Annotated in this window: 22 protein-coding genes; 5 read left to right on the plus strand and 17 right to left on the minus strand. The window is 70.7% G+C overall.

Annotated features, from left to right (window positions below):
* The 3 genes from ABZ470_RS04000 to ABZ470_RS04010 form a co-directional block, all read right to left on the minus strand.
* Complete coding sequence (locus ABZ470_RS04000; RefSeq protein WP_352009598.1) at positions 1-756, minus strand: MBL fold metallo-hydrolase; 756 nt, start codon at positions 754-756, stop codon at positions 1-3.
* A gap of 58 nt (positions 757-814) precedes the next feature.
* Positions 815-1,672 carry a glutamate racemase gene (gene murI / locus ABZ470_RS04005; RefSeq protein WP_352009599.1) on the minus strand — a complete coding sequence of 286 codons (858 nt, stop codon included), beginning with the start codon at positions 1,670-1,672 and terminating at the stop codon, positions 815-817.
* Between the two features lie 77 nt (positions 1,673-1,749).
* Positions 1,750-2,541: a thioesterase family protein gene (locus tag ABZ470_RS04010; RefSeq protein WP_352009600.1), complete on the minus strand. Its 792-nt coding sequence runs from the start codon at positions 2,539-2,541 to the stop codon at positions 1,750-1,752.
* Between the two features lie 240 nt (positions 2,542-2,781).
* Between ABZ470_RS04010 and ABZ470_RS04015 the strand changes: the two genes are divergently transcribed.
* Both ABZ470_RS04015 and ABZ470_RS04020 read left to right on the plus strand, forming a co-directional pair.
* Positions 2,782-4,605, plus strand: coding sequence for a DUF3352 domain-containing protein (locus ABZ470_RS04015; RefSeq protein WP_362909808.1), 1,824 nt, complete (start codon positions 2,782-2,784; stop codon positions 4,603-4,605).
* Between the two features lie 151 nt (positions 4,606-4,756).
* Positions 4,757-5,692 (plus strand): hypothetical protein, encoded by a 936-nt coding sequence (locus ABZ470_RS04020; RefSeq protein ID WP_362909810.1) that lies wholly within the window; start codon positions 4,757-4,759, stop codon positions 5,690-5,692.
* 53 nt (positions 5,693-5,745) lie between these two features.
* Here the strand turns inward: ABZ470_RS04020 and ABZ470_RS04025 are convergent, their stop codons facing one another.
* From ABZ470_RS04025 to clpS, 6 genes are all read right to left on the minus strand, one after another.
* Positions 5,746-6,693, minus strand: a complete 948-nt coding sequence (locus ABZ470_RS04025) for a cysteine synthase (RefSeq protein WP_362909812.1) — start codon at positions 6,691-6,693, stop codon at positions 5,746-5,748.
* 83 nt (positions 6,694-6,776) lie between these two features.
* A complete protein-coding gene (locus ABZ470_RS04030; protein ID WP_352009604.1) occupies positions 6,777-7,055 on the minus strand; it encodes a MoaD/ThiS family protein in 279 nt (92 codons plus the stop codon).
* A gap of 106 nt (positions 7,056-7,161) precedes the next feature.
* On the minus strand, positions 7,162-7,299 hold the full coding sequence (locus tag ABZ470_RS04035; protein ID WP_352009605.1) for a hypothetical protein: 138 nt from the start codon (positions 7,297-7,299) through the stop codon (positions 7,162-7,164).
* Between the two features lie 62 nt (positions 7,300-7,361).
* On the minus strand, positions 7,362-7,778 hold the full coding sequence (locus tag ABZ470_RS04040; protein WP_352009606.1) for a M67 family metallopeptidase: 417 nt from the start codon (positions 7,776-7,778) through the stop codon (positions 7,362-7,364).
* A gap of 9 nt (positions 7,779-7,787) precedes the next feature.
* Positions 7,788-8,312 (minus strand): DUF2017 domain-containing protein, encoded by a 525-nt coding sequence (locus ABZ470_RS04045; RefSeq protein ID WP_352009607.1) that lies wholly within the window; start codon positions 8,310-8,312, stop codon positions 7,788-7,790.
* Between the two features lie 110 nt (positions 8,313-8,422).
* The gene (gene clpS / locus ABZ470_RS04050; RefSeq protein WP_352009608.1) at positions 8,423-8,710 is read right to left on the minus strand and encodes an ATP-dependent Clp protease adapter ClpS; all 288 of its coding nucleotides are present in this window, start codon (positions 8,708-8,710) and stop codon (positions 8,423-8,425) included.
* A 52-nt stretch (positions 8,711-8,762) separates the two neighbouring features.
* Here clpS and ABZ470_RS04055 point away from each other — a divergent pair, with 52 nt between their 5' ends.
* Positions 8,763-10,043 (plus strand): nicotinate phosphoribosyltransferase, encoded by a 1,281-nt coding sequence (locus ABZ470_RS04055; protein ID WP_362910350.1) that lies wholly within the window; start codon positions 8,763-8,765, stop codon positions 10,041-10,043.
* A gap of 53 nt (positions 10,044-10,096) precedes the next feature.
* The gene (locus tag ABZ470_RS04060) at positions 10,097-10,669 is read left to right on the plus strand and encodes an isochorismatase family protein (RefSeq protein ID WP_362909814.1); all 573 of its coding nucleotides are present in this window, start codon (positions 10,097-10,099) and stop codon (positions 10,667-10,669) included.
* Positions 10,670-10,740: 71 nt separating this feature from the next.
* Here ABZ470_RS04060 and ABZ470_RS04065 read toward each other — a convergent pair whose 3' ends face one another.
* The 7 genes from ABZ470_RS04065 to ABZ470_RS04095 form a co-directional block, all read right to left on the minus strand.
* Positions 10,741-11,013 (minus strand): hypothetical protein, encoded by a 273-nt coding sequence (locus ABZ470_RS04065; RefSeq protein ID WP_352009610.1) that lies wholly within the window; start codon positions 11,011-11,013, stop codon positions 10,741-10,743.
* A gap of 122 nt (positions 11,014-11,135) precedes the next feature.
* Positions 11,136-12,887 carry a DEAD/DEAH box helicase gene (locus tag ABZ470_RS04070; protein ID WP_352009611.1) on the minus strand — a complete coding sequence of 584 codons (1,752 nt, stop codon included), beginning with the start codon at positions 12,885-12,887 and terminating at the stop codon, positions 11,136-11,138.
* A gap of 253 nt (positions 12,888-13,140) precedes the next feature.
* The gene (locus ABZ470_RS04075) at positions 13,141-14,502 is read right to left on the minus strand and encodes a hypothetical protein (protein ID WP_362909817.1); all 1,362 of its coding nucleotides are present in this window, start codon (positions 14,500-14,502) and stop codon (positions 13,141-13,143) included.
* 76 nt (positions 14,503-14,578) lie between these two features.
* On the minus strand, positions 14,579-16,003 hold the full coding sequence (locus ABZ470_RS04080; protein WP_352009613.1) for an MFS transporter: 1,425 nt from the start codon (positions 16,001-16,003) through the stop codon (positions 14,579-14,581).
* Positions 16,000-16,914: a zinc metalloprotease gene (locus ABZ470_RS04085; RefSeq protein WP_352009614.1), complete on the minus strand. Its 915-nt coding sequence runs from the start codon at positions 16,912-16,914 to the stop codon at positions 16,000-16,002. The genes ABZ470_RS04080 and ABZ470_RS04085 overlap by 4 nt, the downstream gene beginning before the upstream one ends.
* A gap of 96 nt (positions 16,915-17,010) precedes the next feature.
* Positions 17,011-17,265, minus strand: coding sequence for a DUF3039 domain-containing protein (locus tag ABZ470_RS04090; protein WP_352009615.1), 255 nt, complete (start codon positions 17,263-17,265; stop codon positions 17,011-17,013).
* A gap of 118 nt (positions 17,266-17,383) precedes the next feature.
* Positions 17,384-18,889: an MFS transporter gene (locus tag ABZ470_RS04095; RefSeq protein ID WP_352009616.1), complete on the minus strand. Its 1,506-nt coding sequence runs from the start codon at positions 18,887-18,889 to the stop codon at positions 17,384-17,386.
* A 249-nt stretch (positions 18,890-19,138) separates the two neighbouring features.
* Between ABZ470_RS04095 and ABZ470_RS04100 the strand changes: the two genes are divergently transcribed.
* Positions 19,139-19,822 carry a TetR family transcriptional regulator gene (locus ABZ470_RS04100; protein WP_362909819.1) on the plus strand — a complete coding sequence of 228 codons (684 nt, stop codon included), beginning with the start codon at positions 19,139-19,141 and terminating at the stop codon, positions 19,820-19,822.
* Here the strand turns inward: ABZ470_RS04100 and ABZ470_RS04105 are convergent.
* A complete protein-coding gene (locus ABZ470_RS04105) occupies positions 19,783-20,361 on the minus strand; it encodes a YqgE/AlgH family protein (protein ID WP_352009618.1) in 579 nt (192 codons plus the stop codon). The genes ABZ470_RS04100 and ABZ470_RS04105 overlap by 40 nt on opposite strands.
* Positions 20,362-20,485: the final 124 nt, after the last annotated feature.

Raw genomic sequence — 20,485 nt, forward strand, 5'->3', positions numbered from 1 at the left:
TCACGCCTCCAGGTCGTAGTGGGCACCGCTGCGGGCCAGTTCGATCCGGCCGGCGAACCCGCCCCGCGACGCCTCGTCGAGAACCCGTTCGGTGGCGTTCCAGGGGACCAGGTGGGTCAGCACCAGGGTGCCCGCGCCCGCCGCCGCCGCGTGTTCGGCGGCCTGGCGCCCGGTCAGGTGCAGGTCGGCGGGCAGGTCAGGGCCCTCGACGAAGGAGGCCTCGCACAGGAACACGTCCACCCCCGAGGCGAGTTTGACCAGTTCGGCCGACTCCCCGGTGTCCGCGGAGTAGGCCACGGAACGGCCGCCGTGGGAGACGCGGAAGCCGTAGGTCTCGACCGGGTGGTTCACCCTGGCGGCCGTCACCTCGAAGGGGCCGACCCGGAAGACGCCGGGCGACAGCCGTACGAAGTCGAAGGCCGTCTCCAGGCCCGGCTCGGCGGGCATGCCGTAGGCGGCGGCCAGGCGGCGGGGCGCGTCCGCGGGGGCGTGGACCGGCACGCGGGGCAGCGGGCCGTGCGGGGAGTAGGTGCGCACCACGTGGTAGGAGCAGATGTCGAGGCAGTGGTCGGCGTGCAGGTGGGACAGGCAGATCGCGTCCACGTCGTAGAGGCCGATGTGCCGCTGGAGCGCGCCGAGTGAGCCGTTGCCGAAGTCCAGCAGCATGCGGAACCCCTCGGCCTCCAGCAGGTAGCAGGAGGCGGGGCTGTCAGGGCCCGGGAAGCTCCCGGAGCATCCGATGATCGTCAGTTTCACGGCGGCCTCCTACTCGCTGTCTGTCACGTTACGTCGCGTGCCACCGGGGGCTCCCACCTCAGCGGGTCATCCGGTGGACCCGCTGCCCGTTTCCCCTGACGGGCCCGCCGTCCCCGGCGCCGTCACCGACCGTCGCGAGTTCGACCGCCTGGATCTCGGGGCCGAGGAAACGCTGGCCAAGCCTGGCGAACAGGTCGGTGTCCCCGGTGGTGGTGAACCTGTGCGCGGCGGGGCCGCCGGTCGCGGCCATGCCACGGTCGTGCAGGACGCGGTAGACGTCCTTGGCCGTCTCGTCCGCACTGGAGACCAGCGTGACGCCGTTGCCCGCGACGTAGGAGATGGGACCGGTGAGCAGCGGATAGTGGGTGCAGCCCAGGATCAAGGTGTCGCAGCCGTCGTGCAGCACGGGTTCGAGATACTCCCGGATGGCCTCGATGACCTCCTCGCTCGTCGTCTCCCCCCGTTCGACGAACTCCACCAGGCGGGGCGCGGCCACCCCGGTCAGCCTGACGTCCGGGGCGGCGGCGAAGGCGTCCTGGTAGGCCATCGACTCGATCGTGGCCCTGGTCCCGATCACCCCGACCCTGCCGTTCCTGGTCGCCTGTACGGCCCGGCGCGTCGCGGGCTGGATGACCTCGACGACCGGCACGTCGTAACGCTCGCGGGCGTCCCGCAGCACCGCCGCGCTCGCGCTGTTGCACGCGATCACCAGCATCTTGACGTCGTGCTCGACGAGGTGGTCCATCACCTCAAGGGCGTAGGCCCGCACCTGCGCGATGCTCTTCGGCCCGTACGGCTGGCGTGCGGTGTCCGCCACGTAGAGGAGTGACTCGCTCGGCAGCTGGTCGATGATCGCCCTGGCCACCGTCAGGCCGCCGACCCCGCTGTCGAAGATTCCAATGCTTGCTTGCGACACGGTTCCCAAGGTTAGGCGACCTGGGACGACCGCTCACGGTAAGAATCCTCACAACACGATCAATCATCGCGAAAAGATCAGCCGCGCCCCACCCTGGCGAGCTGCCGCGACTGGGCGACGAGGCGTCCGGCCGAGTCCCAGACCTCGACCTCCTCGTCGAACCAGCCGTCACCGATCAGCCGTCCGCTGCCGAGCAGGGTGAGCCAGCCGGGGGCGGGCAGGGCGCGCAGGTGCCAGGTGAGGTCCACGGTCGGCGCCCAGCCGCGGGCGCCCGCGGAGAAGACCACCGGCGGCAGGCAGTCGACGGCCATCGCCAGCACGTAGGGGTCGGGTTCCCTCCCCTCGGCCAGCCGGAAGTAGGCACGGGCCTCGGGACGCCCGGTGGGCCTGCCGTCGAGCCAGCCTGCGGTCGGCGGGTCGAAGGCCAGTTCCATCCGCTCGTTGAGCGTCATGCCCGAGCCGGGATCGGGGACGGGCGGCCTGAAGCACTCCTCGATGGGGGGCATGGTCGCCGAGGGACCGTCGCTCCAGTCGGGGGCGACGTCGTTCAGGGTGGCGGTCGTGACGAGGGTCTCGATCAGCGGGACGTCGTCCTGCAGGAGGGTCGCCCTGGTCATCGTGACGGTCCTGCCCGACTTGAGCGGTTCGAGCCGCACCCTGGCGGGGCCGGGCGGGGCGACGCGCAGGAACTGCGCGCTGGTGGTCACGGGGTGCTCGTGCGGGGAGGCGTCCACGACGGCGCGCAGCAGTACGGCCAGCAGGTAGCCCCCGTTGAGCGGTCCTCCGACGGCGTATCCGGGGTCCAGGTGCACGTCGTAGGTGGTCTCGTCCACCCGGACCGCCCGCGTCGCCTCATCGAACTTCGTCATCCACGCTCCCCGAACTATATTCTGGAAGGGTCACTCTATCGGGTTTGACCGGTATTCCTGGCTCCCCTTGGCATATGTCACCTTTTGGAAGAAGACGGGGTGTTTCCCGGGAAGATCAGCGGCCTCCGGCGTGCGGGCGCGTTGGATGGAGCAATCGCGTGGTTAGTTCAATGCAAGCGGGTTGCTACCGATGTGCACTAACTTCTCGGTATCCGAGAGAAGTCCACATTGTGAGTGAGCATGTCTGCCAACAACCCCCCCGGCCAGCCGCCCTACCCGGGCCAGGAACCTGACAGGACGATCGCCTACCGGCCACAATCTCAGGGCTACCCCCAGGACGGCGGTTACCAGCAGCCCGGCTACGGCCAGCAGCACCAGGACCAGCAGGTCCACGGCCAGCAACAGGCGTACGGCCAGCAACCCGGTTATGGCCAGCAGCCCGGCTACGGTCAGCAACCCGGTTACGGCCAGCAACCCGGCCACGGTCAGCAGGCGTACGGCCAGCAGGCGGGGTACGGCCAGCAGGCCCAGCCGGGTTATCCGCAGAACTACGGCCAGCAGCCCGGCTACGGCCAGCAGCCCACCTGGCAGCAGAACCCGGACTTCCTCGGCCCCGGGCAGCCGACCGCCCGGCCCGCCAAGAAGGGCAGGGGCTGGCTGATCGGATTGATCGCCGCGCTGGTCGTCGCCCTCGTCGGCGGTGGCGGCGCCTTCGCGGTCAGCCTGCTGAGCGGCGGCGGCACCCAGCCCCACGACGTGCTGCCCGGTGACGCGATCGGCTACGTGCGCCTGGACCTCGACCCGGCCGCCAACCAGAAACTGGCGCTGTTCAGCATCGCCAGGAAGTTCGACGTCACCCGCTCCTCCTTCACCGGGGACGACCCGCGCAAGGCGCTGTTCGACCTGATCAAGGAGGACGGCGGCCTGGACAAGATCAACTACGCCACCGACGTCGAGCCCTGGCTCGGCAGCCGCATCGGCGTCGCCGTGCTCTCCCCGACCAAGACGGGCGCGGAGCCGGGCGTGGTCGTGGCCGTGCAGGTCTCCGACCAGGACAAGGCGAAGGCCGGGCTCTCCAAGCTGATGGGCGGCGCGAAGTACGGCGTCGCCTTCCGCGAGGACTACGCGCTGCTCGCCCAGACCCAGGACCAGGCCGACCAGGCCGTCAGGGTCGCGCCGCTGTCCGACAACACCGCCTTCTCCGACGACCTGAACGCCCTGGGCGAGACCGGTGTCCTGTCCTTCTGGCTCCACGCCGGGAAGATCGCCGACTTCGCACCCGAGGTGGCCACCCGCAACCCCGAGGCGCTCGCGCAGGTCAAGAACCTCAGGGTCGCCGGCGCGCTGCGCTTCGACGGCGACTACGTCGAACTGGCCGGCGTCACCCGTGGCGCGCAGAACCTGGACATGGGCCAGCCCGAGACCTCCAGGATCAGCACGCTTCCCGCCTCGACCGCCGCCGCCCTGTCCATCTCCGGTCTCGGTGACGTCGTCGGCAAGCAGTGGGCCCAGATCCTGAAGTCCGCCGACCAGACGGGCGCCGGTCTTCAGCGGTTCGCCGACCAGGCCCAGCAGCAGTACGGCCTCGCCCTGCCCGCCGACCTGTCCACGCTGCTCGGCAAGAACCTGACCCTGGCCCTGGACTCCAGGGGCCTGGACGCCAACCAGCCGAAGTTCGGCGCCCGCGTCATCACCGACCCGGCCAAGGCCCAGGAGATCGTCGCCAAGATCGAGAAGGCCCTCGCCGACTCCGGCACCACGACCCCGCAACTGGCCAAGGCCCCCGGCGACGGCAGCTTCGTACTGGCCAGCTCCCCCGAGTACGCCGCCGAACTGGCCAAGGACGGCGCCCTCGGCGACGACGAGGGCTTCAGGCTGGCGGTCCCCGACGCCGAGAAGGCGACCTTCGCCGCCTATGTCGACCTCGACAAGCTGGAGCACCTCTACCTGCAGAACCTCCAGGGCGAGGAGCGGGCCAGCCTTCAGGTCCTGAAGGCCGTGGGCATCAGCGGAACCCAGTCGGGCAGCGACTCGACCTTCTCCATGCGGCTGGTGTTCAACTGACCCTTCCCGAACCCGCCGTCTGAGGGCGGGCGTCCCACCCGGGACGCCCGCCCTTTCGCGTTTCTCCCCGCCGTGGACCACGACCCCGCACCCCTCGATGCGAACCCGCGAAGCCGGTGAACCGATCCCCCGTCTCCGACGTGTCATCGTCGTGAAGTCCCTGCCCGTGATCGTGATCGTCCTGGCCGTCGCCGGGTGCGCAACCGCCGTACCGGCCTCGCGGTCGGCCGCCGGGCCTCCTGCGGCCCCGCCACCGTGCCCGCAGCGGTGGGGCGGCGAGGCCCCCGGCGGCTGGGTGCCCGGACCCTCCGGCGTCGCCGGGGTCGGCGGGTCCCTCGTGCCCGGCGATCCGGTCTCGGCGCTGATCTGCGCCTACCCCGGGGACAACACCCACCCCGGCGGCACGCGGCTGGCCGGGTCCAGGTCCCTGACGGAAGGAGCCGTGGCGATGGCCCGCGACCTGGACTACCTTCCCGCCGCCGGGAAAACGCCCTTGGGGCCCTGCACGCTGATGGGCGGCCCGATGACCAACTACCTCGTCCGTTTCGTCTACGACGACGGGAAGGTCCTGTGGCTGGGCAGCGCCGAGGAGGTCAACTCCTGTGTGACGACCACCAACGGCGCCGTCGGCAGCCCCTCCTACATCGGGCCGGAGATCACCGCCGCCTACGAGACGGGCACCTGGCGCCCCGTACGGCCCGCCGACGCCTGCCAGGGCCGGCCGACCGGCCGCAGGGGACAGAACGAACAGATGGTGCCCGAGGGAGCCGTCTCGGTCCTGGCCTGCGGACGGCCCCACCGGCCGGACGCTCCCCCCGTACGGCGGGAGCACGACGCCGAGACCGCCGAGGCCCTGACCAGGGCCCTGAACTCCCTTGGGACCCGGCCCGGCGACAACACCTGCCGCCGGGTCTCGGACCTGCGCGGGCGGCCCTTCCAGCTGCGCTTCCGCTATCCGGACGGCCCCGCCGCGATCGTCGACGTCATGCCGGACTGCGTCCCCATGGTGAACAACGGCCTGCTCCAGGCGGACGCCGACGACACCGTCCGCGAGCTCACAAAGGCGGCCTCGCCCTACGCCCGCTAGGGACCCCCATCCCGGAAGGCCTTCTCACGGCCTCCCGGGGGCCACGGGGAGAATCAGGCCCAGAGCTGGCCTTCGAGGCGTTCCTCGGCCTCGTCCAGGGTGCCCTCGTAGGCGCCGGTCGACAGGTACTTCCAGCCGCCGTCGGCCACCACGAACACGATGTCGGCGCGCTCGCCCTCCTTGAGGGCCTTGGCCGCCATGCCGAGCGCCCCGTGCAGGGCGGCACCGGTCGAGACACCCGCGAAGATGCCCTCGGTGGACAGCAGCTCCCTGGTCCGCCGCAGCGCGTCTCCCGAGGAGACGGAGAAACGGGTGGTCAGGACGTCGGGGTCGTAGAGCTCGGGGATGAAGCCCTCGTCCACGTTGCGCAGGCCGTACACCAGCTCGCCGTAGCGCGGCTCGGCGGCCACGATCCGCACGCCGGGGACGCGCTCGCGCAGGAAGCGGCCGACACCCATCAGGGTGCCGGTCGTGCCCAGGCCCGCGACGAAGTGGGTGACGGACGGCAGGTCCTCCAGGATCTCCGGCCCCGTCGTCTCGTAGTGCGAACGCCAGTTGGCCGGGTTTCCGTACTGGTAGAGCATCACCCAGTCGGGGTTCTCCGCCGCCATGCCCTTGGCGACCCGTACGGCCTCGTTCGAGCCACCGGCCGCCGGGGAGGAGACGATCTCCGCTCCCCACATCCGCAGCAGCTGACGGCGCTCCTCCGAGGTGTTCTCCGGCATCACGCAGATCAGCCGGTAGCTCTTGAGCCGGGCCGACATCGCCAGTGAGATGCCCGTGTTGCCGCTGGTGGGTTCGAGGATCGTGCAGCCGGGCCGCAGCAGCCCGTCCTTCTCGGCCTGCTCGATCATCCACAGCGCCGGGCGGTCCTTGATCGAGCCCGTCGGGTTGCGGTCTTCGAGCTTGGCCCAGATCCGCACGTCCTGTGAGGGGGAGAGTCGGGGCAGGCCGACCAGGGGGGTACGACCTACCGAGTCGATCAGTGAGTCAAAGCGCATGGTGTAGGGCTTCCGCCTCGTGTTAACAAACCAGAAACATCGGCGTGGGCCACCACCGAACCGGTGGTGGCCCATATGTCTCGCTAGCGGGAGCCGCCGGCCACGGCCGGAAGGACGGTGACCGTGTCGCCGTCGGCGACGGGGGTCTCCAGGCCGCCCAGGAAGCGGACGTCCTCGTCGTTGAGGTAGACGTTCACGAAACGGCGCAGCGCGCCCTTGTCGACCAGACGGTCCTTCAGCCCGGGGTGCCGGGAGTCCAGGTCGCCGATCAGCTCCTCCAGCGTCGCGCCCTTGGCGTCGACAGCCTTGGCACCCTCGGTGAAGGTGCGCAGGATGGTGGGAATGCGAACCTCGATGGCCATCGCGGGTCAGTCTCCTTGTGTCGTCGTGCTGTCGTCGGGGAGGCGTCCACCGGTTCGGAACACCGGTGGGCACGGGGGGATTCCGGAGGGAGGTCCGGAGCTGTCATCAGCGACAGTCGTAGACGACGACGGAGGGGGTGTGCGCGAACAGGAAGTTCTGCACGGGCGCGAGGCCCGCGTTCCCGGCCCACGCATCGGGACGTGAGAGCACGACGTCCTCCTGGCTCGGGTCGGCGGTCATCATGACCGCCAGTCTACCCAACGGGTTTTCCTCCCCCATTGCCGTGTCACCCCCCGAGACGGCCGTCACGCTGGGACGATCTTGACCTCTTCCTCGGTCACCACGCCGTCGAGGATGCGGTAGGACCGGAACTCGACCTCCTCGCCCAGCTCCTCGCGGGTGGAGACCAGCACGTAGTGGGCGTTGGGCTCCGAGGCGTAGCTGATGTCGGTGCGTGAGGGGTAGGCCTCCGTCGAGGTGTGGGAGTGGTAGATGACCACCGGCTCCTCGTCGAGGTCGTCCATCTCGCGCCAGACGCGCAGCTGCTCCAGCGAGTCGAAGCGGTAGAAGGTCGGCGACCGTTCGGCGTTGACCATCGCGACGAACCGCTGCGGGGAGTCGGAGCCGATCGGTCCGGCGATCACGCCGCAGGCCTCGTCCGGGTGGTCGGCCCGTGCGTGCGCGATGATCCTGTCAACCAGTTCCCGGGAGATGGTGAGCATGCCTGGAAGTTACCAAAGGGCGTGAACCAGGGTCTCCTGGAGGTAGGTCAGCCAGTCGTACAGGACGAGGACCGGATAGCGGGGGTCGTCCTCGCTCATCCCCGCCAGCTCGTTGTGGGCCTCCTCGGTCACCTCAAGCCGGGTGCCGAGGACCAGCCGGACGTCGTTCAGGGCGCGCATCCAGGCCCGCGCCTGCTCCAGGGTGAGCTCGGCGTGACCGGTCTCCAGGCCGTCGAGCATGGTCTGCGCGTCGGCCCGCTTGCCCTCGCGCAGGGTGGTCTCGGTGTAGCGGCGGAAGTCGGCCGACTGTTCGGCGTCCTCGTAGGCGGAGGGGAAGAGCCTGGCGAGCACCGGGTCGTCGGGCTTCTCCGCGGGTCCGATGCCCAGCGCGCGCTCCAGCGGGTCGTCCCCCGTCTCACCCGGTTCGACCAGGTCCAGCGTGTGGGAGGCCAGCGATCTCAGGATGGAGACCTCGGCGTCGTCGAAGTTCGTGACGACGCCGCCCTCACGGCCACGGCTGAATCCCGAACTCACCGTTCGCTCACCACTTTCGTTCGTCCGCACGCCTCACACGCCACGGCGCCCTCTGATGTCACCTTCTGATGTCACCGTCTGATGTCACCGCCGCGTCGGGCGGGCCGCACTCACGAGTCCTGCTGCAGCGTGGCCCACAGCCCGTAGGAGTGCATGATCTGCACGTCGCGTTCCATCTCCTCGCGCGTGCCGCTCGACACCACGGCCCTGCCCTTGTGATGCACGTCCAGCATCAGTTTCTCCGCCTTCTCCTTCGAGTATCCGAAGACGGATTGGAAGACATAGGTGACATAGGACATCAGGTTGACCGGGTCGTTCCAGACGATCGTCAACCACGGCCGATCGGGCCGCACGTCGATCGACGGACGCTCGACCTCCATTGGAGCAGTGCTACCCACGTACCCCAGTCTGCCCTACCTCGGGCTTAGTCTTCGACTCGTGAGTACGAGCATGAACAGCGCGCTGCTGACCGACCACTACGAGCTGACGATGCTGCAGGCGGCGTTGCGCGACGGGGTCGCCTCCCGGCGGGCGACGTTCGAGGTGTTCGCCAGGCATCTGCCCGAGGGACGGCGCTACGGGGTGGTGGCGGGCACCGGGCGCCTGCTCGACGCGCTGCGCGACTTCCGGTTCGGCGAGCGTGAACTGGCCTTCCTGCGGGAGAACCGGGTGGTCGACGAGCCCACGCTGGAGTTCCTGTCCGGCTACCGCTTCTCCGGCGACGTGTACGGCTACCGCGAGGGAGACTGCTACTTCCCCGGCTCCCCCATCCTGACCGTCGAGGGCACCTTCGCCGAGGCCGTGCTGCTGGAGACCGTGGTCCTGTCCATCCTCAACCACGACTGCGCCATCGCGGCCGCGGCCTCCCGCATGGTCCACGCCGCCGGGCCGAGGCCGATCATCGAGATGGGTTCGCGGCGCACCCACGAGATGGCCGCCGTGGCCGCCGCGCGGACCGCCTACCTGTGCGGGTTCGCCTCCTCCTCCAACCTGATGGCGGGCCACCTGTACGGCGTGCCGACCGCCGGGACGGCCGCCCACGCCTTCACGTTGCTCCACGACTCGGAGAAGGCGGCCTTCCGGGCCCAGATCGACTCCCTCGGCGCCGGGACCACACTGCTGGTCGACACCTACGACGTGGCGGAGGCCGTACGGACCGGCGTCGAGCTCGCGGGACCCGACCTGGGGGCGGTCAGGCTCGACTCCGGTGACCTGGCCGAGGTCGCCTACGCGGTCCGCGCCCAGCTCGACGAGCTGGGCGCCCACAAGACCCGGATCATCGTCACCAGTGACCTGGACGAGTACACCATCGCCGCGCTCGCCGCCGCCCCCGTCGACGGCTACGGCGTCGGCACCTCGCTGGTCACCGGTTCCGGGGCGCCGACGGCGGCGCTGGTCTACAAGCTCGTCGCCAGGCAGGACGAGGAGGGGGTGATGCGTCCGGTGGCCAAGCGGTCGGTGGGCAAGCCGAGCCGGGGCGGTCGCAAGCACGCCTTCAGAAGGCTGGACGAGTCGGGTACGGCCGACGCCGAGCTGGTCACCGTCTCCGGCGAGCGGCCCGCCGGCAGCCGCCCGCTCCAGGTGGAGCTGGTGCGCGGCGGGGAGATCGTGGGCGGCGAGCCGCTGGAGGCCGCCCGTGAGCGGCACCGGCTGGCCGTCGCCGAACTGCCCGCCACGGCCCGTCAGCTGGCCAGGGGCTACGAGGCCGTCCCCACCGTCTTCGACGAGTGAGGACGGGCGAACCCGGCTGCCGGACACGGCCTCGGACGTGTTTGACTGGCCCCATGGCAACAGCGCTGATCGTCGTCGACGTCCAGAACGACTTCTGCGAGGGGGGCAGTCTCGCGGTCGGCGGTGGCGCCGAGGTCGCCGCCGCCATCTCCAGGCACGCCGCCTCGCACGGCTACGACCACGTCGTGGCCACCCGTGACTTCCACGTCGATCCCGGCGACCACTTCTCCGCCTCCCCCGACTACGTGGACTCCTGGCCCGCCCACTGCGTGGCCGGGAGCCACGGCGCGCTGTTCCACCCCGCCTTCGACACCGCCGGGGTCGAGGAGGTCTTCAGCAAGGGCGCCGACGCCGCCGCCTACAGCGGTTTCGAGGGCAGCGCCCCGGACGGCACGAGCCTGGCCGAGTGGCTGGCGGCCCGCCGGGTGGACACGGTCGACGTCGTGGGCATCGCCACCGACCACTGTGTGCGCGCCACCGCCCTGGACGCGGTCCGTGAGGGACTGGCCGTACGGGTGCTGCTGGACCTGACGGCGGGGGTCGCCAGGCGGACGACCGAGGCGGCTCTCGACCAGCTCAGGGCCGCGGGGGCCGTTCTCACCGGCGAGCCGGTGCTCCGTTCCTGACAGGCCTCCCGTATGCGGCCACAGGCGGGTCATCAAAGGTCAAAGGCCGTCGCCGCCCGGCACGGCAGGAGCTAGTTACGGAGAGTCGTATCCCATGACCTCCGGTGGTGATCCCACATGCTCCTGCTCGGCATCTCGTGGCTGGTCCTGGCTCCGCTCGGCCTGTGGCTGGTGATGCGGGGCCGCGGCTCGGCCCGGGTCGGAGGCGCTTTCGCGCTGGTCGGCCTTGAGGCGACCACGTTCTGGATCAGCGGTCCCACGCTGACCAGGCCGACGATCCCGCTCGAACAGCCCGCTGCCGTCTCCTCGGCCACGCCCCGCCCCTCGGCGTCCCCGACGCCCACGGAGGCGTCCCCTGAGCCTGCACGGCCCGCACGGAAAACGGCACGGGAGACATCAAAGGAGACGTCGCGGAAGGCGTCACGGAAAGTGCCGCGGAGGGCGTCCGTGCCCTGCCGGACGCCGGTCAGCGCGAGCGCTGGACGGCCCACTGGCGGATCTTGTCGATCCGCTCTTGGACCTGTTCGGCGGTCGCCTGGGCGATAGCCGGGCCGCCGCAGGCCCGGCGCAGCTCGGCGTGGATGACGCCGTGGGGCTGGCCGGTGCGGTGGTTCCAGGCCCCGACCAGGGTGTTGAGCTCACGGCGCAGGTTGGCGATGAGCTCGTGCGGGGCGACCTGCGTCTCCTTGGGCTCGGGGGCGGCGCGCTTGGCCTTCAGCTGGTCGGACTGCCGTTTGCTCAGCAGCGTGCGCACCTGGTCGGGCTCCAGCAGGCCGGGCAGTCCGATGAAGTCCTCCTCCTCGGGGGAGCCCGGCTCGGCGCCGGTGCCGAACTCGCCGCCGTCGAACAGGACCCGGTCGAAGGTGGCGACCGCCTCAAGCGTCTCGAAGGGCAGCTCGTCACCGACGACGTCGGGGTTGTCCTTCTTGCGCTGGGCGTCGTCGAGCAGGAAGTCGTCCAGGCCGTCCTCCGGCGGCTTGCGGTCGAGCACGTGGTCGCGCTCGGCCTCCATCTCCCCGGCCAGGCCCATCAGGGTCGGCACCGAGGGCAGGAAGACCGAGGCCGTCTCCCCGCGCTTGCGCGCCCGCACGAAACGGCCGACGGCCTGGGCGAAGAACAGCGGGGTCGAGGTGCTCGTGGCGTAGACCCCGACCGCCAGGCGCGGGATGTCGACGCCTTCGGAGACCATCCGGACCGCGACCAGCCAGCGGTCCTGTGAGGCCGAGAACTGCTTGATCTTCTTGGACGCGTCGGGGTCGTCGGAGAGCACGACCGTGGCGCCCTCCCCGGTGATCGTGCGGATGTGCCTGGCATAGGCGCGGGCCGTCTCGTGGTCGGTGGCGATGACCAGGCCTCCGGCGTCGGGGACGCCCCTGCGCACCTCGGTCAGCCGCCGGTCGGCGGCGTGCAGCACCTGCCGGATCCAGTCGCCCTTCGGGTCGAGGGCGGCCTTCCAGGCCTGGCCGAGCTGGTCCTTGGTGAGCGGCGTGCCCAGCGTCGCGGCGATCTCGTCGCCCGCGCGGGTCCGCCAGCGCATCTCCCCCGCGTAGGCAAGGAAGATCACCGGCCGGACGACGCCGTCGGCCAGGGCCGGCCCGTAGCCGTATGAGTAGTCGGAGACGCTGCGCCGTACGCCCTCGCCGTCCTCGGCGTAGGTGACGAACGGGATCGGGTTGACGTCGGACCTGAACGGCGTGCCCGTCAGGGCCAGGCGCCGGGTCGCGGGCTCGAACGCCTCGCGCACCCCGTCGCCCCAGGACTTCGCGTCACCCGCGTGGTGGATCTCGTCGAAGATGACCAGGGTCTTGCGCGCCTCGGTCCTGGCGCGGTGCAGCGCCGGGTGCATCGAGATCTGGGCGTAGGTGACGGCGACCCCGACGTAGTCGCGTGAGGTCGCGCCCTGGCTGTTCTTGAACTCCGGGTCGATGGCGATGCCGACCCTGGAGGCGGCGTCGGCCCACTGTTGCTTGAGATGCTCGGTGGGTGTGACGATCGTCACAGCCCGGATGAGCCCGCGCGACAGCAGCTCACTGGCGATGCGCAGCGCGAAGGTCGTCTTGCCCGCGCCGGGCGTGGCGACCGCGAGGAAGTCGCGCGGCTCACGCCTGAGGTACAGGTCAAGCGCCTCCTGCTGCCACGCGCGCAGCTTCGGCGCGGTGCCCCAGGCGGCACGGTCCGGAAACGAGGGGGACAGGTGGGAGGCGGCGAAGGTGCTCACAGTGTCATCAGAGTAATCGCCGCAACCGTCAGGCGTGCCGATCGGGCGAGATCCTCGCCGATAACGCCCCCGCGTGCTAGGGCCCCTCCCATCCGGGTACGGCCCGCCCCACGGCCGCCGCCCGCCGCCCGCCACCAGGCCCTCACCGGCGCCAACGACCCGCTCCCCACCCGCCGTCACGCCCTGACGCCTCCCCTGGGACCCCGGGGGAACACCCGAGGCCCGTGGGGGCCCTTGCGGGCCGGAGTAGGGGCTAACGGAGCCCGGAGATCACCTTGTCGATCGCACCGCGCAGGGCGGGATCGTCGGGCTGGGCGACGCCGACCACGACGACCGGTTCGCCGCCCTTCCCGGTGAGCAGGACCAGCCTGAGGTAGGCGGGCCGGTTGACGACGTCGTGGTACTCCGCGCGCAGGGAACGGCTCCGTCCGGTCCGCCCGTTCACGGTGACCGCCCGGTCGTCGACGACCTTGACCTCGTCGCCGTGGAGCAGCAGCCTGCCGTACAGGTCGGCCAGACCGGCCGCGGTCTTGGCGGGGTCGTCTCCCGGCTCGGCGGGCCCGGTCATGACCGTCACCGCGCCGTCGCCGCCCGCGATGGAGGTGAACCCGGTGACCGGCGGCACCGCGCCGACCCGCCAGCCCGCGGGCAACGGGTACGTCACACCCGTGACGGGGTCGCTCACCACGGCGGGCCTGGTGGCGGCCTGGGCGTCCGAGGGGGCCTGCCACAGCAGCAGCGGGGGGAGCAGCACGGCGACGGCGAAGCCGACCGCGAGACCGGCCGCCGCCGCCACCGCCCCGAGGAGCAGGCGCCGCAGCCGCCCCGCCCTGCTGGGGGGAGGCGCCACGGGTGAGCCGTACCAGCGGGCCGAGGGCGGCAGCTCGTCCTGGGGGGAGTCGTCGTCGTTGAGCGGCCAGGGCCGGTGGGTCTCCCACACCGACTCCTCCGGCCAGATCCCCTCCCCCTCCCGCCGTGCCCTGCCCAGGCGCCGGACACGTCCACGCCTCCAGAACGCCCAGGGCCCGGCGGTCCTCCCCCGGAACTCCTCCGAGGTCCACCCCCGCAGGTCTCCGTCGTCGGTCTCCTCGGACACCCAGCCGCCACGTCCGCCGTCGACCGGCGCGAGCACCGGCGTGGGCACCGTCTCGCTGTCCGCCGTCTCGCTGTCCGCCGTCTCCGGGGTCTCGGCCGGTCTCGGCGCCTCTGGGGGCTCCGCCTCGTCCCGGTCCCAGAGCGAGGCCCGGTGCTGGGCGGGACGCGGACGCCTGTCCGGTGGCCATGTCCCCGGCGTCCCCGGCGTCCCCGGCGCCCCGGACTCCCCCGGCGTTCCGCCCGTCTCCGCCACCGGTGACCACACCAGGTGGCCCTCGTCCCGGCCGTCACGTGCCTCCTGCGAGGCGTCGGGCTCGTGCGGCTCGGCGGGGGGCTCGAAGGTGGGGGCGGCGTGAGCCCGGGTCTCCTGAGCCGCGTAGGGAGCGCTTCCACGACGCGTGCGACGCGGCGTGTCCTGTGGCACGCGGGACACGCCGGAGGCGTCCTCCCCCTCGGGGCGCTCCGGCGGCCACGCCTGGCGAGGTCGTTCGTCCACGACGCCTGCCTTCCCGGTGGTCACGGTTCTACCGTCCTACCATGCCCGTCCTTACCCGGTCCGGCTATAGATGATCGTCGTCAGCGGGAAAACGACCGGCTCAGGCGGCTTCCCGCATGCGGCCCGCGACGGCCACCCCCAGCAGCCCGACCGCCGCCATCAGGACGGCGATCGTGGTGTAGCCGGTGGCGATGTCGTCGTGGCCGATCACGTTGATCAGCACTCCGCCGAAGCCGATCGTCAGGGCGCTGCCAAGGGTGTCGACGACCTGGAGGGCGGCGGAGTTCGCGCCCTGCTCGGCGTCGGGAGACTGGCGCATGGCGGTGACGTTGACGCTGGTCATGGCGATGCCCATGCCGAACCCGGCGAGCACCCAGGCGGGCACGGTGATCCAGCCGGTCACCCCGGGCACCAGCGCGAGCAGGGTGAGCAGGACTCCGGAGGTGACCGAGGCCGCGCCGAGCCGTACCAGGCGGGGGCGGTCGAACTCGCGCCTGGACTGCAGGTAGGAGCCGGTCGTCCAGCCGAGCGCGCCGATGGTGAGCGCCACCCCGCCCTCGATCACCGAGAAGCCGCGCACCTGGGTGAGCAGCAGCGGGATGAAGGAGTTGATCCCGAAGAAGGAGGCGGAGAGCACACCGCGCATCATCACCGTGGTCGACAGGCCCCGGCCGAACATGAGCGCCCGGCGCGGCAGCAGCCTGGGCAGGCCCGCGGCCAGCAGCGCCAGACCGGCCAGGGTGGCGGACCAGCCGACCCCCGGGTTCAGGTGCAGGAGGTCGACGCCGTACAGGAGCGCTCCGGCGCCCGCGGCGGTCGCCGAGGCCGCCAGGGTCATCGCCAGCGGCCTCGACCGCTCCCCGGAGGGCGCCGGAGCGACCCCCGCTTCCGTGTCCGGCCCGGCACCTGGTTCGGTTTCGGCCCCACGCGGGCGCAGCGCGGGCAGGAGCATCAGCAGGGCGGGGATCACCAGCGGCACGATGCCGTAGAAGACCCAGCGCCAGCCGAGCGTCGCGGCGACGAGCCCGCCGAGGCCGGGGCCGACCAGCGCGGGCAGCACCCAGGCGGCCGACAGGGCGGCGAAGACCTTGGGTCTGGCCTCGGGCACGTACACCCGCGCGATCATCACGTAGACCGCCACGATGACCGCCCCGCCGCCGAGGCCCTGCACGGCCCGTGCCGCGATGAACAACTCCTTCGACCCGGCGGCGCCCGCCATCGCCATGCCGGTCACGAACAGGCCGACCCCGAGCAGGAAGGGCCAGGCGTGCCCTCTGCGGTCGGACCAGAGCCCGGCGACGACGTTGGCGAAAAGGCCCGCGATGAGGAAGGCCGAGAAGCTCATGCCGTACAGGTCGAGCGCGTCGAGGTCCTCGGACACCGCGGGCATCACGGCACCGACGGACATGCCTTCGAAGGCGATCAGGGTGACGACGAGCAGGATCCCGAGGGAGGCCGTGCGGTATTCCGGACCGAAGATCCGGGGGGACTGGTATGGAGCGTAGAGGGTCTTCGGTACTGTCACCCGTTAAGGGTAGTGGCCGCCTCCCGACTGCGGTAAAGGGCCCATATTTCATGCATTCTGCCCGCTTGTCCGGTGGTGAACTCGGACATACAGCGATCCTGGGCGTAGTCCATGAAGTTGTGGATCGGGTCGGAACCGCCACCCTTGCAGGTGTCCTTGGCCGCCGGGCAGCCCTCGGTCGGCTGAGCCTCCGGCGGGGTGTCGTCGACCGCGTCTCCGGGCGACTCGCAACCGTTCTCGAAGGTGTGCAGCAGGCCCAGCCAGTGGCCGATCTCGTGGACGGCGGTGAACCCCCGGTCGAAGTTCCGCAGCGACCCGCCGGGCAGCGTCCGCCAGTCGACGACCACACCGTCGAGCTGGGGCTCGTTGCGGTACCAGTGGGGGTAGGTCGAGTAGCCGAGCACGAGCTGGCCGAGCTGGGCGATGTAGAGGTTGAGGGTCTCCGGGCCACCCCGGCGCATCTGCTTGAGCGGCCGTTCGTAGGTGAGCGGACCGCGGAACCAGGCCGTGTTCTCGGTCCTGGTGATCCCGTCGAGCCGGAAGCGGACCCCGGTGTCCACGCCGCCGTAGCGGCCTCCGTAGGCGGAGTTGAGGGCGGCGATCTGCGCGCGCACCGCGTCGTCCTGCGCCCCGAGGACACCCTCGGTGACGACGTGCGCCCAGGTGGGGACGGTGATGGTGGCCGTCGGGACGCGTCGCGCCCGCGACCGGCGCAGCGCGAGGTCGGCGAGCATCTCGGCGACCTGCGCGGGCCGCGGGGCGTACGGTTCCGAGCCCCTGCCGGGGAGCGCTCCCCGCGCGCCCGCCGTACAGCCTCGTCCGCTCACGGCGGCCGCCGTGGCGGGGAGTCCGGGCAGGGCGCCCACGGTGAACAGGCACGCCGAGACGACGGCGATCGCACGCCGAGCCATGCACTCCCCCGAGATGTCACGTTCGCTGGCCGTCAACCGCCAGGCGGTGACATCCCGACCGTAGCCTCATCGGCGGCGATCACCCGTCAGCAACACTCATTCCTTGCCGCTGTCGTCCTCGCCCTTCGGGAGTCCTTCGTAGATCTCCTTGCACTCGGGGCAGACCGGGAACTTCTGCGGGTCCCGGTTCGGCACCCAGACCTTGCCACAGATCGCGCGCACCGGGGTGCCGGTGAACGCGCTCTCCATGATCTTGTCTTTCTCGACGTAGTGGGCGAACCGCTCGTGGTCGCCGTCACCGAACGAGAGGTCGGGACGGATGTCGCTCTCAGGGAGAATTTTCGTGCTCACCCTGACGATTTTATGCCCGCGGGGCCGCGATCCCGGATCCGGCGCACGCCGTTTCTCCACCGACCCCGCCAGGAACGGGTACGGCTCCCGCCGGCAAGGGCGGGAGCCGTCGCAGGGATCACCCCATGTGGATGGGGGCGTCCTCGCTCTTGCGGCCCGCCTTGACGAACAGCGCGAGCACGGCGGCCAGCACCGCGACGCCCGTGCTGACGGTGAAACCCAGGTGCATGCCGTCCAGGAAGGACAGGTGGGAGACCTTGCCGATGGCCTGCACGAGCGGCTCGGGCACGCCCGGCATCATCTGGGCGGTCGGCGCCCCGCCGAAGGTGGCGAGTTCCTGCAGCCCGTCCACCTGCTGCGGAGGCAGTGCGGGGAGCTTGGCCTGCGCCCAGTGGTCCTGGTAGACGCCGGCGACCCTGGCCGAGACGATCGCACCGAGGATGGCGGTGCCGAGTGCTCCGCCCACCTGCATGGCCGACTGCTGGACTCCGCCCGCGACGCCGCTGAGGTCCTCCGGGGCGTTGCCGACGATGATCTCGGTCGCGCCGACGAAGACCGGCGAGAGGCCGAAGGCGAGCAGGGCGAACGGGATACCGCTGTCGATGAACGCCGCGTCGAGGCTGAGCCGGGACAGCAGGAACATCGCCAGCCCGGTGATCAGCATGCCGCCCGTGATCGTGATCTTGGTGCCGAACCTGCCGATGAGCACGGCGGCCAGCGGTGAGGCGACGATCATGCCCGCGCTCATCGGCAGCATCCGCAGACCCGACTCCAGGGGCGAGAGGCCGTGCACGCCCTGGAAGAAGAACGTGAGGAAGAACATCGCGCCGAACATGGAGAACGCGACCAGCATCATCAGGCCGGTGCCGATGGAGACCGAGGCGTTGGCGAAGAGGCTGAGCGGCAGGAGCGGCTCCGACGAGCGGGTCTGCCACCACAGGAACACCCCGCCGACCACCACGGCCGCGGCCAGGAAGCCGATCGTGCGCGCGTCGCCCCAGCCCCAGGTGGGAGCCTGGATGATCGCCCAGACCAGGGAGAACATCGCGACCGACAACAGCAGGACGCCCAGCCAGTCGACCCTGGACAGGGTCCGCGCCCGGCTCTCGGTCAGCACCCACAGGCCCATGGCCAGGGCGGCGATGCCCACGGGGACGTTGATGAAGAAGACCGACTGCCAGCTGACGTTCTCGACCAGCAGGCCGCCGACGATCGGGCCCGCGGCGCTGGACAGGCCGATGATGCCGCCCCAGGCACCCATCGCCGTCTTCAGCCGCTCGCCGGGGAAGGCGACCCGCAGCAGCGCGAGGGCGGCGGGCTGCAGCAGCGCGCCGAACAGGCCCTGGAGCACGCGCAGCCCGATCAGCATGCCGACCGAGGAGCTGAGGCCGATCGCGAGCGAGCTGAGCGCGAAGCCCGCGACGCCGATCAGGAAGATTCGCTTGTGTCCGAACAGGTCACCGAGCTTCCCCGCGGTGATCAGGAACACGGCGAGCGCGAGCAGGTAACCGCTGGTCACCCACTGCAGGTCGGACAGAGATGCCTTGAGGTCCTGGGCGATCACCGGGTTGGCGATGGAGACGACGGTGCCGTCCAGCATCACCATGATCACGCCGAGCGACACGGACAGAAGTGTGAGCCATGGGTGGCCCTGTCGCGTCGTGCCCAGGTCCGACGGTGGTGGTGCGGCCACCGTCTTGGCTTGTGCCATGGGAAGGGGTCCCCTCGTGAGTTCGCTTCGCCCCGCTTATGTCGATTGAGGCGTCAACACCCGGTAATTTATGACAGTCGCTGACAAGTGACAAATCCTTTGAAGAGGCAGCCCATGACTTATGGCAGACTGTGAACGATACGTTTCGGAGAGGTGACACGCATGGGTCAGCACGGCCTGCGCGAGCGCAAGAAGCACAGGACCAGGCTCGCGTTGATCGACGCCGCCCTTGACCTGTTCGCCGAGCAGGGCTACGAGGCAACGACCGTCGACCAGATCGCGGCCGCGGCGGACGTCTCGCCTCGCACGTTCTTCCGCTACTTCGCGACCAAGGAGGACGTCGCCCTCTCGCTGCCTCTCGACGGCCAGGAGGTCATGCTCGTCGAACTGGCCGCCCGCCCGTCCGAGGAGCCGCCGTTCACCGCCCTCGGTCACGCCATGCGCGCGGTCGTCGCCATGCTAGAGGAGTCCGATCCGACCGAGACGGCCAGGTTCCTCAAGGCGCGTGAGCTGATCGAGAGCACCCCCGCCCTCCTCGCCGGGAGCATGCACCGCCTGATGGGCAACGAGCGGCGGCTGATCGAGGAGGTCGCCAGGCGCGAGGGCGTCGGCGACGACGACCTGCTGACGCACTTCGCCGTCGCGCTGTTCGTCTCGGTGGCCAGGACGGGCTTCGAGCACTGCCGGGTGAACGACATCTCCATCACCGGCTCCATCAGCGCGCGCCTCGACGCGGTGCTCGCGATGGCCGAGGAATCACTGCGTCCCGGCTGGGACCGACCGCCGACCCGCCCCGTTCTGCCCGGTCAGTTCATCGAGGGGTCGTCGGGGCAGGTCGCCACGTAGGCCAGTTCGTCGCGCTGACGACGGAGCACCGCCCGCCACAGCGATCCGGGGTCGTGGTGGAAGGTGTCGCCGGGTTCGGAGTCCACGACGTACCACGCCCCCTGGCCGATCTCGGCTTCGAGCTGCCCGGCCGACCACCCCGCGTAGCCCGCGAAGATCCGCATCTGTGCGATCTCCCCGGCGAGGATCTCCGGAGGGGCGTCCAGGTCGACGGTCCCGATCCTGGAGACCGCGTCGGTTCCCGAGTGCAGCCGCCGCCACCCCAGGGGCTCCTGCCCGCTCGGGACCGCGGCCAGGGCCAGGGCGCTGTCGGTCTGCACCGGCCCTCCCTGGAAGAGCACCGACGGGCCGGTCACCATGGGGTCCCAGGTGGGCAGCACCTGTGTCACCGAGATGTCACTCGGCCGGTTGAGCACCACGCCGAGCGTGCCGCCGTCGAGGTCGTGCTCCAGGACGAGGACCACGCTCCGCCGGAAGTTGGGGTCGTCGAGCCGCGGCGTCGCCACCAGCAGGCCACCGACGTAGATCGCCTCCGCCATGTCTCCATCATGAAGGGTCAAAGGCGGATCTCGCTGCGCTACCCCCACTCCAGATCTTCCAGATATCACCCTGCGTTACGCAAAGCAGCTAAACGGGAACCCTCAGTACATACACCAATAAATG

It is taken from the genome of Streptosporangium sp. NPDC020072, from assembly GCF_040631445.1.
Taxonomy (GTDB): Bacteria; Actinomycetota; Actinomycetes; order Streptosporangiales; family Streptosporangiaceae; genus Streptosporangium.

Bases quoted from the DNA above. Each gene is read 5' to 3' on its own strand.
- ABZ470_RS04010 (WP_352009600.1), bottom strand. From the start codon at position 2,541: ATGACGAAGTTCGATGAGGCGACGCGGGCGGTCCGGGTGGACGAGACC.
- ABZ470_RS04015 (WP_362909808.1), top strand. From the start codon at position 2,782: ATGTCTGCCAACAACCCCCCCGGCCAGCCGCCCTACCCGGGCCAGGAA.
- ABZ470_RS04025 (WP_362909812.1), bottom strand. From the start codon at position 6,693: ATGCGCTTTGACTCACTGATCGACTCGGTAGGTCGTACCCCCCTGGTC.
- ABZ470_RS04030 (WP_352009604.1), bottom strand. From the start codon at position 7,055: ATGGCCATCGAGGTTCGCATTCCCACCATCCTGCGCACCTTCACCGAG.
- ABZ470_RS04035 (WP_352009605.1), bottom strand. From the start codon at position 7,299: ATGATGACCGCCGACCCGAGCCAGGAGGACGTCGTGCTCTCACGTCCC.
- ABZ470_RS04040 (WP_352009606.1), bottom strand. From the start codon at position 7,778: ATGCTCACCATCTCCCGGGAACTGGTTGACAGGATCATCGCGCACGCA.
- ABZ470_RS04055 (WP_362910350.1), top strand. From the start codon at position 8,763: ATGAACAGCGCGCTGCTGACCGACCACTACGAGCTGACGATGCTGCAG.
- ABZ470_RS04060 (WP_362909814.1), top strand. From the start codon at position 10,097: ATGGCAACAGCGCTGATCGTCGTCGACGTCCAGAACGACTTCTGCGAG.
- ABZ470_RS04085 (WP_352009614.1), bottom strand. From the start codon at position 16,914: ATGGCTCGGCGTGCGATCGCCGTCGTCTCGGCGTGCCTGTTCACCGTG.
- ABZ470_RS04100 (WP_362909819.1), top strand. From the start codon at position 19,139: ATGGGTCAGCACGGCCTGCGCGAGCGCAAGAAGCACAGGACCAGGCTC.
- ABZ470_RS04105 (WP_352009618.1), bottom strand. From the start codon at position 20,361: ATGGCGGAGGCGATCTACGTCGGTGGCCTGCTGGTGGCGACGCCGCGG.